9 protein-coding genes are annotated in these 14,231 nt (G+C 65.3%); all 9 read right to left on the bottom strand.

All coding sequences use genetic code 11. From position 1 onward, the window contains the following. A partial coding sequence (locus tag V7080_RS15195) for an MFS transporter (protein WP_334189238.1) occupies positions 1–991 on the bottom strand: 991 nt, incomplete at its 3' end. 158 nt (positions 992–1,149) lie between these two features. Next, the gene (locus V7080_RS15200; protein WP_334189239.1) at positions 1,150–4,470 is read right to left on the bottom strand and encodes an acetyl-CoA carboxylase family protein; all 3,321 of its coding nucleotides are present in this window, start codon (positions 4,468–4,470) and stop codon (positions 1,150–1,152) included. A gap of 12 nt (positions 4,471–4,482) precedes the next feature. Then, positions 4,483–6,225, bottom strand: coding sequence for an AMP-binding protein (locus V7080_RS15205; protein WP_334189240.1), 1,743 nt, complete (start codon positions 6,223–6,225; stop codon positions 4,483–4,485). A 63-nt stretch (positions 6,226–6,288) separates the two neighbouring features. Continuing rightward, positions 6,289–7,839, bottom strand: coding sequence for an acyl-CoA carboxylase subunit beta (locus V7080_RS15210; RefSeq protein ID WP_334189241.1), 1,551 nt, complete (start codon positions 7,837–7,839; stop codon positions 6,289–6,291). 67 nt (positions 7,840–7,906) lie between these two features. Beyond that, positions 7,907–8,128: a biotin/lipoyl-binding carrier protein gene (locus tag V7080_RS15215; protein WP_334189242.1), complete on the bottom strand. Its 222-nt coding sequence runs from the start codon at positions 8,126–8,128 to the stop codon at positions 7,907–7,909. Between the two features lie 22 nt (positions 8,129–8,150). Beyond that, on the bottom strand, positions 8,151–10,616 hold the full coding sequence (locus V7080_RS15220) for a CaiB/BaiF CoA transferase family protein (protein WP_334189243.1): 2,466 nt from the start codon (positions 10,614–10,616) through the stop codon (positions 8,151–8,153). Between the two features lie 35 nt (positions 10,617–10,651). Beyond that, positions 10,652–11,533, bottom strand: coding sequence for an ABC transporter permease (locus V7080_RS15225; protein ID WP_334189244.1), 882 nt, complete (start codon positions 11,531–11,533; stop codon positions 10,652–10,654). Then, positions 11,530–12,489, bottom strand: a complete 960-nt coding sequence (locus V7080_RS15230) for an ABC transporter permease (protein WP_334189245.1) — start codon at positions 12,487–12,489, stop codon at positions 11,530–11,532. Before V7080_RS15230 ends, V7080_RS15225 begins: the two co-directional genes overlap by 4 nt. Positions 12,490–12,502: 13 nt before the next feature. After that, a complete protein-coding gene (locus V7080_RS15235; protein WP_334189246.1) occupies positions 12,503–14,089 on the bottom strand; it encodes an ABC transporter substrate-binding protein in 1,587 nt (528 codons plus the stop codon). Positions 14,090–14,231 lie beyond the last annotated feature (142 nt).

The following is a 14,231-nucleotide window of genomic DNA, read 5'->3' on the forward strand; positions in this document are numbered from 1 at the left end:
CCCAGACAATGCCGCCGATCGTCGCCGCGGCGTACAGTTCCCAATGGGTGCCGACGAGGAGCAGGGCGAAGAAACCCAGGCCGCGAACGAAATAGATGGCCGCAAGAAGATTCCTGCGCGGCAGCCTGTCCGACAGGCGGCCCAATACCAGCGTCCCGAAAATCGCCACCATGCCGATCAGGCCGATCCCGAGGGAGCCGGTCGTCGCGTCGAAGCCATGGTCCATCAGCATCGGCATGCCGTGCGTGCCCAGGAGATTCATGCTGAAACCGCAGGCGAACAATCCGAGGAAAACCTTCCAGAACGGACCTGTGCGCACTGCTTCCCTGAACGTAAGGCTGGGGTGCGTCGGTCCCGCCTGGGCAGGCGCGGCGATCTGATCCGGCAACAGGTCGGTGTTCGGCGGGGCGGTGTCGCGGATGACGAAGAGGGCGGCGGGAATCGCCAGTATCGTCAGGGCGATGCCGAAGCCGACAAGGGTGGCCTGCCAGCCGACCGATTCGATAGCGATGGTCAGCAAGGGCGTCATGATGGCGATGCCGGCCATCGAGCCTGTCGACAGGAAGAAAATCGCCATGCCGCGCCGGCGCGTGAACCAGCGGCTGATGACCGGCGTGAGGGCGACCGGGCTGGTGAAGGCCATGCCGATCGACAGGAACACGCCGAAGGCGAGCATGAATCCGATCGGGCCGCGGGCGGTCACCGTCCATAGAATGGATGCCGCCACGATGGCAGTACCGAGCAGAAGGACGAATCGCGTGCCGAACCGTCCGACGAGATAGCCGGCCAATGGCATTGTCAGTCCATAGCACAACATGCCGACGGCGACGATGCTTGCCAGCAGGCTACGGCTGAACCCGAGGTCATTTGCCATCGGAAGGAAGAAGGGGCCGATGCCCATCCGCATGCCGACGGTAAGCAGTGTCAGCAGGGTCGCGGCTGCCACGATATTCCATCCGAAATACCAGCGGGATGTGATTTGTTCAGCCATGATGGTTTCCCTGTCTTAGTCGCGCGTCGGGCATTCCGGTATGCCATTGGCAGAAAGCGCAATGCCGCCGGTGATTGCCCCCTTGCATTGCCAAAGTCTCGTGCCAGGGATCATTGTGCCATCTGCCGCCGGAGGCCGTCGGCGGCACCGCAGGCTCCTTACCATGCATCAACATAGCTTCGGCGCGGCAGGCCCGTTCGCGACGCGCCGGCAGCCAGTCCGGTAACCAGCCAGTGACGGGTTTGCGCAGGGTCGATCACGGCATCGACCTCCAGTGCTGCGGCGGCACTGATGGCATGACCGCGTTCGTACATCTGCGCCACCAGCCGCCCGTAGAGTGCGTCCCGCTCCGGCCCTTCAGGAACCGCTTCAAGCTCCTTGCGGAAACCGAGGCGGACTGCGCCTTCCAGACCCATGCCGCCGAATTCGCCGCTCGGCCACGATGCGGTAAAGGTCGGCGCGCGAAAGCCGCCGCCCGCCATCGCCATCGCACCGAGCCCATATCCCTTGCGCAGTACGACGGCCAGCAGCGGCACCCTGAGCTTTGCGCCGAGCACGAACATCCGGCTGACATGCCGCACCTGCGCCCGTGCTTCCACTTCCGGCCCGACCATGAATCCGGGTGAATCGATCAGCGAGACGATCGGCAGATCGTGGGCGTCGCACAGCTGCATGAAGCGCGCCGTCTTGTCCGCCGCGTCGGCATCGATCGCGCCGCCGAGGTGCCCGGGATTGTTGGCGATGATGCCGACCGGACGTCCCTCGATCCTTGCAAGCATCGTGTGGATCCCGATGCCGAAGCCGGCCCGCAGTTCGAGCACACTGCCGATGTCGGCAATGCCGGCAATGGCCGTGCGGCTGTCGTACACGCGCAGGCGGTTCTCCGGCACGACGCCGCGCAACAGCAACGGATCGGGCGCTTCCCACGCGGAGGTCGGGCCCTGGAACATGGAGAGATAATGCTTGGCCGCACGCACGGCGGCTGCCTCGTTCTCCACCAGCACGTCCACCACGCCGTTGGCAAACTGCACCGATGCCGGTCCGATGTCCTCCGGCCGGAAGACGCCGAGGCCGCCGCCTTCGATCATGGCCGGGCCTGCCATGCCGATGTTCGCATCACGTGTCGCAATGATCACATCGCAGCAGCCGAGGAAGGCGGCATTGCCGGCGAAGCAGCGCCCCGAGACGATGCCGATGACCGGAACTTCGCCGCTCAGTTCGGCGAAGGCGGCGAATGACGGCTGGAACAGCCCGGCCACCGTTGGGAAATCCACGTCGCCGGGACGGCCGCCGCCGCCTTCCGCAAACAGCACGGTCGGCAAGCGGTCCTTGAGCGCAACGCCGAGGATGCGGTCGGTTTTCATGTGGTTGCGCTTGCCCTGCGTGCCGGCCAGCACGGTCGCGTCATACGCAAGCACTGCGCAGCGCGAGCGGTCGAAGGGGAAGTCCGCGCCATTGATGCCGCCAATGCCGGTAATGAGTCCATCGGCGGGCGTGTTGGCGATCAGGTCTTCCTGCGTGCGCCGGCTCGCCTGCGCCGCAACCGCCAGCGCACCGTATTCGATGAAGGAGCCGGGATCGCACAGGTCGTCAACGTTTTCGCGTGCCGTGCGCTGGCCCCGTGCATGCCGTTTCGCTACCGCGTCCGGTCGCGCCGCATCGTACAGGTAGGCATGGCGATCGATGACCCGTTGCAGGTCGGCGCGGATCATGCGCGGATCGAGCGTATCGGCACGGCTTGCGACGCCGCCCTCCGCATCGCCGGGTTCGAGGACGAGCAGGAGCTGATTCTCGCGCGACAGCACGCCGGTGTGCAGCCGGACATCGACCACCCGTCCCGTACATGTGGCAGTGACCGCATGCTGCATCTTCATTGCTTCGATCACCGCAACGGTCTGTCCCTGGCGGACGAGGTCGCCTGCCTTCACCGGCAGCTCGACAATCATGCCCGGCATCGGCGCATGGACACCGATCAGCCCGTCGGAAAGTCGCTCGTCGCTCACCGGTACCGGGTCCGCCTGCGCATGCGGTAACGGCGGGCTCGCCAGTCCGGCCTGCCTGAGGCGGGCGGCGTCCCGTTCGGCAATCCGGTGTGCCGCCGCCTGAAGGTCGGGCAGGATGGATTCGAAATGGCGGGTATGAACGGCTTGCGCGGCGAAGTCGTCGCGCTCCGCCAATGCGCGCAATAGCGGCAGGTTCGTCGGTACGCCGTCAATGCGGAATTCGCCGAGCGCACGCTTCAGGCGACGCACCGCATCGGCGAAACGTTCGCTTCCCGACGTGACGACGAGCTTGGCCAGCAAGGTGTCGTAACTCGGCGGCGGCGCGTAGCCGCTGTAGCCATGGGTGTCTACCCGCACGTCGGGGCCGGATGGCGGATCGAAGCGTGCAAGGGTACCCTGGGCGGGGCGCGCCAGCCCTTGCGCGTCAGTGTGCTCGGCATTGATTCTTGCCTGGATCGCATACCCTCTGACCGCCGGCGGAGCAGCGGGATCGAGGCCGCATGCGTTCAGGCTGCGGCCCGATGCAATGCCGATCTGCAGCGCCACGAGATCGACGCCGGTGACCTGCTCCGTGATCGTATGTTCGACCTGCAGACGCGGATTGGCTTCGATGAACACAAAGCCGCGCTGGCTTCCGCTGTCGGATTCTTCGACCAGGAACTCGAACGTGCCCAGGCTGCGATAGTCCACGCTGCGTGCCAGGGTGCGGGCGGCATCGAGAATCTGTTCCCGCAAATCCTGCGCCAGCACCGGGCTCGGGGCAATCTCGATCAGCTTCTGAAAGCGCCGCTGGAGGGTGCAGTCCCGTTCGCCGAGGGCAACCACGTGGGTGCCGTCGCCGGCGATCTGTACTTCGATATGCCGCGCACGTTCGACCAGCCGCTCGGCATAGACCGCTTCCAGCCCGAATGCGGACTTGGCTTCCGACCGGCAGCGGGCGTACGCTTCCGCCAGCGCATCCCGCGTGCGAACGATCCGCATGCCGCGTCCGCCGCCGCCGCCTACCGCCTTGATGACGATGCCCGCGCCGTCCTGGGCGTCGAAGAAGTCGCTTATCTGTTCAAGCGTCGCATCGCCCCGAGTGGCGGGCATGACCGGTATCCTGCATTCGGCCGCGACGGCAAGGGCCCGGCCCTTGTCGCCGAACAACGCGAGAAGCTCCGGCGATGGCCCGATGAAGACAATGCCCGCCTTGGCACACGCCCGGGCAAAGTCGGCGCGTTCGCTCAGGAAGCCATACCCGGGGTGAATCGCATCGGCACCGCAGGACTTCGCCGCGGCGAGGATGGCGGCGATGTCGATGTACGCGGCCGGTCCGGTGCCGTCGAGCGGCAGCGCTTCATCGGCCAGCAGGCGATGGCGGGAGTGGGCATCATCCTGTGCATAGACGGCGACCGTTTCGATGCCGAGGTCATGCGCCGCGCGCTGTATGCGCAGGGCGATTTCACCCCGGTTCGCGATCAAGATCTTTTTCAAACGTGACTCCTGTTAATTTGCGCGCTGCTGAATACCCATGCCGGCGTCGTCGCCGGCGGAGTGCAGCAGTTCGGCCAGTTCGAATTTCTTCACCTTGCCGGTCGCCGTCATGGGCAACTGGCTGACAAACCGGATCAGCGGAACCTTGTAGGTCGCCATGTTCTGCCGGCACCACACCGCCAGGTCTTCCTCCGACAGTCCGGCATCCGGGTTCACCTGGACGAACGCCACCGGCACCTGTCCCTTGTCGGGATCATCCATGCCGATCACACCCGAACCCAGTACCGCCGGATGCTGGCCGAGCAGCGCTTCGAGTTCCGTCGGGAATACGCTCATGCCCTTGACCTTCAGCATTTCCTTGCGGCGTCCGAGAAAGTGCAGGCAACCTTGTTCATCGTAGACACCGATATCGCCGGTGGCGAACCAGCCGTCCCGCATCGACTCCGCGGTTGCTTCCGGTTTGTTCCAGTAGGACTTCAGCAAGGACGGGGTTCTCACGACGATTTCGCCTTCCTCGCCGATCGGCTTCAGTGCGCCGGTATCGAAGTCGCAGATCTTGATCTGCGTGCCCGGCACTGGCAGGCCGACGAAGACAGGCTGTCCCTTCAGATCCTGGTCGGCGTCCTGGAAGCCGCGGGTGAAGGTGTCGCAGGTGTGGGTTTCGGACATGCCCCAGGCGGCTTCGGCGATGATGGTGCCGGTCAATGCCTGCCATTGGCGGCGTACCGACGGATTGATTTTCTTGACGAAAGACGACGCCCGCGTGGCGCGCAGAGACCGCATGTCGTACTTGCCTGCATCGGGATGCTCAAGGATTTCGATGGCATTGTCGACCAGCAGGCCCAGCCGAGTGACCCTGTACTTTTCAACTGCCGCCATCACGCCGACGGGGTCCCAGCGCGCAAGCAGGATGAGGGTGTTGCCGCCGAATACCGGAAAAATCAGGCCGGCATTTTCGCCGGCAATCCAGAACAGCGACATGAAGTTAAGCACGATGTCATCCGGCCGGAATTCGGCGATCGTGCAGGTGGTCGCGGCGGTATAGATCATGTCGCGCTGGGTGTGGACGCAGCCTTTCGGCATGCCGGTGGTGCCGCCTGTGTAATTGAGCGCGGCCGGCGCATCCAGGTCCGCCCGAACCTGCGGCACCGGCGCGGTGCATTCATGTATCGCCTGCATCAGATCGATGGTGCCGTCGTGCGCGATCTTCGGTTCCAGCACGGTCGCCGGAACAGGCAGCGTCGGCGACTTGGGAAGCGCGTCGGCGAAACTGGTCGACATGACCGTCCGTACCGGCGTCTTCTGCCGGATGTTGCGCACCATGGGAACCAGCTGGTCCAGCACGACGATGACCTCCGCTCCGGCGTCGTTGAGTTCGTACAGCAGCTCCTGGTCCTTGAACAGCGGATTGACCGGGACATGGATTGCGCCGAGCTTGAGGATGCCGTAGAAGGCGATATGGAATTGCGGGCAGTTCGGCAGCATCACCGCCACCCTGTCCCCGCTCCTGATGCCCTGCGTCGATAGCAGGGCGGCGAAGCGGTCGCTGAGCGCATCGAGCTGCGCAAAACTGATGGTGGTGCCGTAGAACACGATGGCCGGCTTGTCCGGCTGTACGGTCGCCCAGGCGCGCAGGTAGTCGGTGATGGCGATCTCGCCATGCGGATAGTGCGGCTCCGCCGGTACGTTCGCCGGCCAGTTGCGCCGCTGCAGATGGCCGATCATGTCCAGGTAGGCGGCTTCATTCGGCTCCATGTCGGAGGTCTCCTCGGATGGTGTGTTCAGTATGTTCGGTTAGCTGGTTTGCAGGAGGCCCGGTCACGGCCGCGTTCCATGCGCCGGCCTGCCGAGCTGGGAGGGCAGCAATGCGTAGGCGTCACGCACCCACTCACACAGCAGGGGCCGGGTTTCGCGCGGATCGATGATTTCCTCGACACCGAACGCTTCGGCCGTGCGGAACGGCGAGCGGACCGCTTCGAGCCGGCCGCGAATTTCTTCCAGCAGCGCTTGCGGATCGTCGCTGGCTTCGAGCTCGCTGCGGTATGCCGCTTCCAGGCCGCCTTCGATTGGCAGCGAACCCCAGTCGCCGGACGGCCATGCGTAGCGCTGCACATAGCTGTGCCGGTTGGTCATGCCAGCCCCGCCGACACCGAAACACCGGCGAATGATGATTTCCGCAGTCGGCACCGTGGCCTGGTACACCGCCGCGACTGCGCGCGCGGCATAGCGGATCGTTGCCCGGCGCTCGGCCAAAGTACCGACGGCAATGCCCGGCTGGTCCGTCAACACCACCATCGGCAGATGGAAGGTCTGGCAGAGATCGACCATCCGGATCATTGCGTCGGCGGCTTCGACGGTAAGAACCCCGCCACCAACATAGGGGTCGGAGGCAATCACGCCGACCGGATGACCGTCCAGCCGTGCCAGGGCGGTAACGATCGGTCCGCCGTAGCGCGCCAGTTCGAATACCGAATCCCGGTCGAAGATCGCCGACAGGATGGGGCGGATGCGCACAGGCTGGCGCCGGTTGCGCGGCACCGCGTTGAGGAGCGATTCCTCCTTCCGGTCCACCGGATCGTCGGCAGGCGCGACCGGCGGCACCTGGTAGACATTTGACGGCAGGTAGGACAGGAAGCCGCGGATGCAGACAAAGGCGTCCTGTTCGCTGGCCACCACCGCATCGACCACGCCGCTCTTGCGGTGGATCTTCGCGCCGCCGAGTTCTTCCTTCGTCAGGTTTTCGCCGGTGGCGAATTTCACCACTGGCGGACCGGCGGTAAACAACTGCGCGGTGGGTTCGATCATGACCGAAAAGTGGGACATGACGACCCGGGCCGCACCCAACCCGGCGACCGAGCCCATGCAGGCGGCAACCACCGGGACCACGCTCAGGTTATCGACCACGTAGTTCCACGCCGGATTGGCCGGCACGTAGGTCGCGCCGGACCGCTCGAGGATCTTGACGCTGCCGCCGCCTCCGGTGCCGTCCACCAGGCGCACGATGGGCAGGCGCAGGCCGTTGGCCATCTGTTCCGCATGGATCTGCTTGCCCTTGATGCTGGCGTCGGCGGCGCCGCCCCGGATGGTGAAGTCGTCGCCGCCCACCACCACCTTTCGCTTGTCGATCCGGCCGGTACCGTAGACGAAGTTCGCCGCGACAAAGCTTTTGAGCGCGCCGTTCTCGTATTCCGCCTTGCCGGCCAGCATCCCGGATTCATGGAAGGTGCCGGGATCGAGCAGGGCGGCGATCCGGTCGCGCACCGTCAGCTTGCCGTGGGAGCGGTGCTTGGCCACTTTCTCGGCGCCGCCCATTTCGCGGGCCAGGTTCTCGCGCTTGCGCAATTCATCGATTTCAGGCTGCCAGCTCATGTTTTCCTCGGTAATTGGTTCGTCTGTCGGCCGTCTTCTCGCGGCCCTTGCGATGCGCCGGCATCCGTCATGTTTCGAGGGTGGCGATGACCTGTCCCTCGGTCACCATGTCGCCTTCGGCCACCTTGATCGCTACCAGTTTCCCGCTGTTCGGCGCAGCCACCGGTATCTCCATCTTCATCGATTCGACAATCACGATGGTGTCCTCGGTGGCGACCGCTTGCCCCGGCGACGCGACGACCTTGCATACGATGCCGCTGATCTCCGACTCGACCTGTACTGTGGGCATTCCAATCTCCTTGTTGGTGTAATTAATGTTGTGTCGTGCGGGAAACCGCCTCGGTGCCGATGATGCCCGCCGCTACCAGGGCATCGAATTGCTCCTGCGTGAGGCCCAGGATGTCTTTCAGTACCGGCGCGTTATGCTGCCCGAGCGTCGGCGCGTGCAGCCGCACCGGCGCGGGTTGTCCTCGCTCTCGGTAGTAGCTGCTGCCGGACAGGTAACTGCCGACGAAAGGCCTCTCGATGCGTTGCCAGAAGTTGCGCTGCTGCAGATGGGGGTCCTGGAACAGGCCTGGAATGGAACGCGCCACACCCGCCGGCACCCGATGCCGCTGCAGCGTGGCCATTGCTTCGTCGGCGCTGCGTGCCCTGGTCCAGACTGTGATGGCGGCCTCGATGTCGGCTTCGCGCTGCCGGCGTCCGGCGGCCGTGGCAAGCGTCCGGTCGTCGGCCAGGTCATCGCGGCCCATCGCCCGGCATAGCGACACCCACTGCGCGTCGGTGGCAACCGCGATCACGATCCAGTCATCGTTTCCCTTGCAGGCAAAGCAGCCGTGCGGTGTAAAGACCGGATGCCGGTTTCCCCTGCGCGGTCCGACTTTCCCATGGACCGACTGTTCAATGATGAACGGCGCGACGAGCGACAGCATCCCTTCCACCTGGGACAGGTCGATGAACGCCCCGCGGCCGCTTTTCCGCTGCGAGGCGAGTCCGACCAGCAGCGCGGTACAGGCGTTGTAACCGCCGATCGGGTCGCCGTAGGCGTAGGACGTCATCGTCGGCGGCCAGTGTTCCTCTCCGGTCACTGTCGGCAGCCCGGACGCCTGTTCCAGCGTGCCGCCGTAGGCGCGCGTATTGCTCCAGGCGTTGTTCGAGCCGAAGGCCGGCATCGACAGCATCACGATGCGCGGGTTCACCTGCGACAGCGCCGGGTAGTCCAGCCCGAGCTTGGGCAATACCTCGGCCGAGTAGTTTTCGATCAGCGCATCGGCGCCAGCGACCAGTTCCTTCAGCAGCCGCACGCCGTCGGCACTGGTCAGGTCGAGCGTGACATCGAGCTTGTTCCGGTTCATCAGGTTGAAGTACGCATTCTTCTCGTACAGGCGGTCCCGATAGAATTCCTCGGAATAATTGGTACCGCGCCACCAGTCCGGGTAGGCGGTGCTTTCCACCTTGATGACTTCCGCGCCGAGGTCGGCAAGATTGCGCGTGGCGAACGGTCCGGCCCAGCCCATGGTCAGGTCGATGATGCGGATGCCTTCCAGAGGCAGCCGGCCGGGTGTGGCGGAATCCGCAGCGGTGGCGGATGGCGCGTCGGCATTCCGTTGCCCGTCATACATGCTGTTGTGCTCGCCGAGCAGGGGCGCGCGCCCGCCGCGCAAAGGACCGGCGTCCCCCAGGCGCTGCGGAAGGATGGGCGCTTCAAAGCCTGCCTGCCCGATCGTCACCGGGACGAATGCACCCCGTTCCCGGTGCACGGCCTGCGCCAGCAGCTGTTCCATCGTCGGCACCACCACCGCCGGCAGGCGTTGCGCCGCGCACAGCGCAAACCACTCCTGCGCAGTGCGGGTGGCGAAAATCGGATTCAGGATCGCATCGACCTCGTCGGCCCGGGCGAGCCGGTCGGGTCCGGTCAGGTATCGGGGATCCTTCGCAAGATCCGGCTTGCCGATCGCCGTGCACAATCCTTTCCACTGTGCCGCCGTGACGGTGAAGATGCCGATCCAGCCGTCGCTGGCCCGGTAGATCGACGCCGGATACTGGTTGCCAAAGCGGTTGATACCGGAACGCGGCTGATGGCGTCCGTCGAGCGCCAGGCCGATATCGATCTCCACCAGGTGCAGCAGCGCCTCATGGATGCTCAGCACATAGCGGCGGCCGCCGTGCGCGCGGCCCAGGAGTCCGGCGGCGGCATTGCCGAAGGCGGCCAGCCCGGCGACGATGCCGGACTGGCTGTCGTGCGGGATCAGGGGAGGGCCGTCGACCGGGCCGGCGCTGTGAATGGTGCCGGCCAGCGCCCGGCAGACCGCGTCGGTGGCGACATAGTCGCGATACGCGCCGGATTCGCCGAACCAGGTGAAGACGATTTCGACGAGGTGCGGCGGCAGCTTGCCTGGCGCAGGAGAGGGCGCGCCCTGTGCATCGAGTGCCCTGGCGTCAAGCAGGACGTCAGCTGAGGACAGGAGCGCGTCGACGGTGTCCATGCCGGCGTCGCTCTGCAGGTCGGCCACGACGCTGCGCTTGTTGGTGTTCAGCCAGGCGAAGTAAGCGCTTTCCCTCCGTCCGTCGCCGATATCGATCATCGGCGGCCAGCGCCTGCCGGGGTCACCGTCCGGGGCTTCGATCTTGATCACTTCGGCACCGAAGTCGGCGAACAGCTTGCCGCAGAACGCGACACCGGTGCCGGTGCCTATTTCCAGTACCCTGATTCCGTGGAAAGGCAGTGCCGCTGCATCTTCCGGTGGACGGGCATCCGTTGTGTGCTTGCCGTTCAAGTCAGCTCCAAGATTTCGTCATCATCCGACTGCGCTTACCGGTGTTTCATCGTCGGATCGAGCGCCACGCGCAGCGATTCGCCCAATGTGTTGAACGCCAGGGCGGTAAAGAGAATCGCCAGGCCGGGCGGGTACATCTGTTCCGGCGCCAGTTCCATGTTCTGGTAGGCGCGGGCGAGCATCGCGCCCCAGCTGGCGTGCGGCGGCTGGATTCCCAATCCGAGGAAGCTCAGGCTGGCTTCGGCAAGCAGCGCGCCGGCAAGCAGCAGCGTGACCTGCACGATCACCGGCTGCACCGTGTTGGGCAGCACGTGCCGCCAGAGGATGCGCCCGGTGGAGGCGCCGAAACAGCGGGCGGCATCGACATACAGCTCCTGCCGCACGACCAGCGTGCGGGCGCGCACCAGCCTTGCCAGTTGCGGCGAAAACACGATGCCGACGGCGATCATGCCGTTGATCAGCCCGATGCCGAGCGCGCCGGTGACCGCGATCGCCAGCACGATGGCGGGGAAGGACAGGAGGGTATCGATGCCGCGGCTGATGAGATCGTCGGTCCAACCGCCCAGGAAACCGGCGAGCAAGCCGATCGGCACGCCGAGGACGATTGCGACGCCGACGGCGAGAAAGCTGGAAAACAGCGATGCCGCGGCGCCGTGGATCAGCCGGCTCAGCACGTCCCGCCCCAGGTCGTCGGTGCCCAGCAAGTGCTCGGCGGACGGCTGGGCCAGCGAATTGACGATGTCCTGTTCAGTGGGGGAATAGGGCGCGATCAACGGCGCCGCCACCGACAGGGCCGTCACCAGCACCAGGAACAGCAGGCTCACGGTGGCTGCGGCATCCAGCCGCCAGATTCCCGGCACCCGCCGGGCGGGCCTCTGTTTTACTTGCTGCTCGGTTACGGTTGCTTCCACGCTCATGTTCTTACCCTCGGGTCAACGATGCGATAAAGCGCGTCGGTAGTCAGGTTGATGGCGATGACGATCAGCACCATGACGAACACCACGCCCTGGACCACCGGGAAATCCCGGTGGACGGCGGCATGCACGATCAGGCTGCCCATGCCGGGAACGGCGAACACCGCCTCCACCACCACGGTGGCCGCCAGCAGGCGGTTGGCGAGCAGCGCAATGACCGTCAGCAGGTTGACGCTCACGTTCTTCAGCCCGTGCTTCCACAGGATCGTGAAGGGGGCCACTCCTTTCGCGTGCAGCGTGCGCACCTGCTGCGACGACAGGATGTCGGCCAGCGAGCTGCGCAGCTGGCGGGCGACTTCCGACACGCCGCCGGAGGCCAGCGCGATCGCCGGCAGCAGCGCATGCCGCACCGCCTGCCACGGATCGACCGCCAGCGGCACGGCCCCGGTGGCCGGGAACCAGTTGCGTTCCAGCGCGAACCACGAGACGAGGATCATTGCCAGCCAGAAGTTCGGCACCGCGACGCCGAGCGATGCAACGCTCATCAGCGCCTTGTCGGCCAGCGAGCCGGGATGGCGGGCCGCGACGATGCCCAGCGGGATGCCGATTGCCAGCGCCAGCAGCATTGCGATCGACACGATCAACAGCGTATTGGGCAGGCTGCGCGCGATCGACGTCAGGACCGGTTCGCTCGACAGCAGCGATACCGACAGGTCGCCGTGCAACGCCTTCCACAACCAGCTCCCGTACTGCACGAGGAAAGGCCGGTCAAGGCCGTAGAGCTGGCGGATTTCGGCGATGCGCTGCTCGGTGGCGTTCTCGCCTGCCAGCGTGACAGCGACATCCCCCGGTACGATCTTCAGCAGCGAGAACACGATGAAGGTGGCGAACACGATCACCGGCGCCGCCTGCAGCAGCCGGCGCCAGAGAAATGCCCATTGGTGTTGTCGGGTCGACATGGCGAAAACCTTCTCAGCTGGCAAGCCAGATATCGTTGAACTTCGGCTTGCCCAGGAGGTTGGGCAGGTAGCCCTTGGTCTGCGTCATCGACGCCGTCACGTCATACCGGAACGCCAGCGGCGCCACCAGCGCCTGTTCCATCACGATGCGCTGGATCTTCGAGAAGACCTGGCGGCGGAACTCGATGTCCTCCTTGAGGCGGCTGTGCTGCAGCAGCGTGGTCAGTTCGGGGCTGGCTTCGGAGCGTCCGGCGTTGTAGTAGGCGCCTTTGCCGAAGCCGAGCGAATAGGTCATGCTCGGGTCGGGGCGTCCGGTCCATGCCGACACCAGCGCATCGAACTTCTTTTCGTTGCCGAAGAACTGCGCCGAGATTTCGGCGATCGTGCCATTCGTGAATTTGGCGCGGATGCCGACCTTGCTCAGCATTTCCATCAGCACTTCGGCGCGGCGGATGGAATCCTGGTCGTTGTACCCGCCGAACGAGATTTCCAGGCCGCTGCCGACGCCCGCCTCCGCAAGCAGCTTGCGCGCGCGGTCGGGGTCATGCCGATACAGCGCCGCCACGCCCTTGTCGTGTGCCCAGTGGGAAGCCGGCAGCAGCATGTACGCTTCCTCGCCGACGCCGCTGAGCGTGGCCTGGAGAAACGCCTTGCGGTCGACGGCGAAGTTGATGGCCTGGCGCACCCTGACGTCGTTGAGCGGCGCACGGCTGTAGTTGAAGTAGATCTGGTGGCAGTACAGCGTCGGCGAGACCGACACGCTCAGGTTCTTCGCGCGGTCCACCAGCGGCTTGTAGCGCGACGACAGGTTGAAGATCATCTGGTTCTGTCCCGAAGTGACGGAACGCAGGCCGGTGCCCTGGTCGGGAATGATTACGAATTCGATGCCGTCCAGGTGCGGCAGGTTCGGCTGCCAGTACTTGTCATGGCGGACCAGCACGATCTTGTCGTTGTCCGTCCAGCTGACGAATTTCCACGGCCCGGCACCAACGGGCTTGCGGTCGGTTTCCGCACCCTGTTCCTTGACGGCCTTCGGCGAAACCATCATGCCGGCACGGTCGGAGAGGATGGCCGGCAGCGCGGCGTCCGGCTGGGCAAGCTTGATGCGCACCTCCGTCGGGCTGACGACCTCGACGGAAGCGATGTTGACGAGGTCGGCCTTCACATTGGAGCGTGCATCGGTGCGGCTGCGGTCCAGGTTGAACTTGATGGCTTCCGCGTCGAGCGGCGTGCCGTCGTGGAACACGATCTTGTTGCTGCGCAGTTTCAGCACCAGCGTGTTCAGGTCCGGCGACGTCCACTCGGCCATGCCCGGCACCGGCTTGAGCGTCTTGTTGTCCCAGTTCACCAGGGTGTCATACATCGTCCAGAGGATCGAATGATCCGACCCGGCGCCGCCGGTGGCGGGATCAAGGCTGGAGGGATTGGCCGGGGCAACGATCTTGAGATTTCCGCCCCGCCTGGGTGCGCCCTGGGCCAGTGCATAGCCGCCAGGCATGCCCGCCAGCGCCGCAGCCGTCAGACTTGCGGACAGGAAGTCCCTCCTGGTGAAGCCGGGCAGGGCGTGGAAGGTATCGGTATGGTCGTTTTTATCAGGCATTGCAGTCTCCTCGTTTGGTCTGGTTAGTTTGCGGCGGTGCTCTCGACTTCGGTCTGGTCCGGTGTGGTGCCTTGAACGGTGGGCGGGCCGTCCGGGCGGGCGAAGTGGCAGGCCACCCAATGGCCGGCGTTGAGTTCCCGCC

This window comes from Noviherbaspirillum sp. (genome assembly GCF_036846085.1).
GTDB lineage: Bacteria > Pseudomonadota > Gammaproteobacteria > Burkholderiales > Burkholderiaceae_D > Noviherbaspirillum.

Bases quoted from the DNA above. Each gene is read 5' to 3' on its own strand.
- V7080_RS15230 (WP_334189245.1), bottom strand. From the start codon at position 12,489: ATGTCGACCCGACAACACCAATGGGCATTTCTCTGGCGCCGGCTGCTG.
- V7080_RS15225 (WP_334189244.1), bottom strand. From the start codon at position 11,533: ATGAGCGTGGAAGCAACCGTAACCGAGCAGCAAGTAAAACAGAGGCCC.
- V7080_RS15215 (WP_334189242.1), bottom strand. From the start codon at position 8,128: ATGCCCACAGTACAGGTCGAGTCGGAGATCAGCGGCATCGTATGCAAG.
- V7080_RS15205 (WP_334189240.1), bottom strand. From the start codon at position 6,225: ATGGAGCCGAATGAAGCCGCCTACCTGGACATGATCGGCCATCTGCAG.
- V7080_RS15210 (WP_334189241.1), bottom strand. From the start codon at position 7,839: ATGAGCTGGCAGCCTGAAATCGATGAATTGCGCAAGCGCGAGAACCTG.
- V7080_RS15235 (WP_334189246.1), bottom strand. From the start codon at position 14,089: ATGCCTGATAAAAACGACCATACCGATACCTTCCACGCCCTGCCCGGC.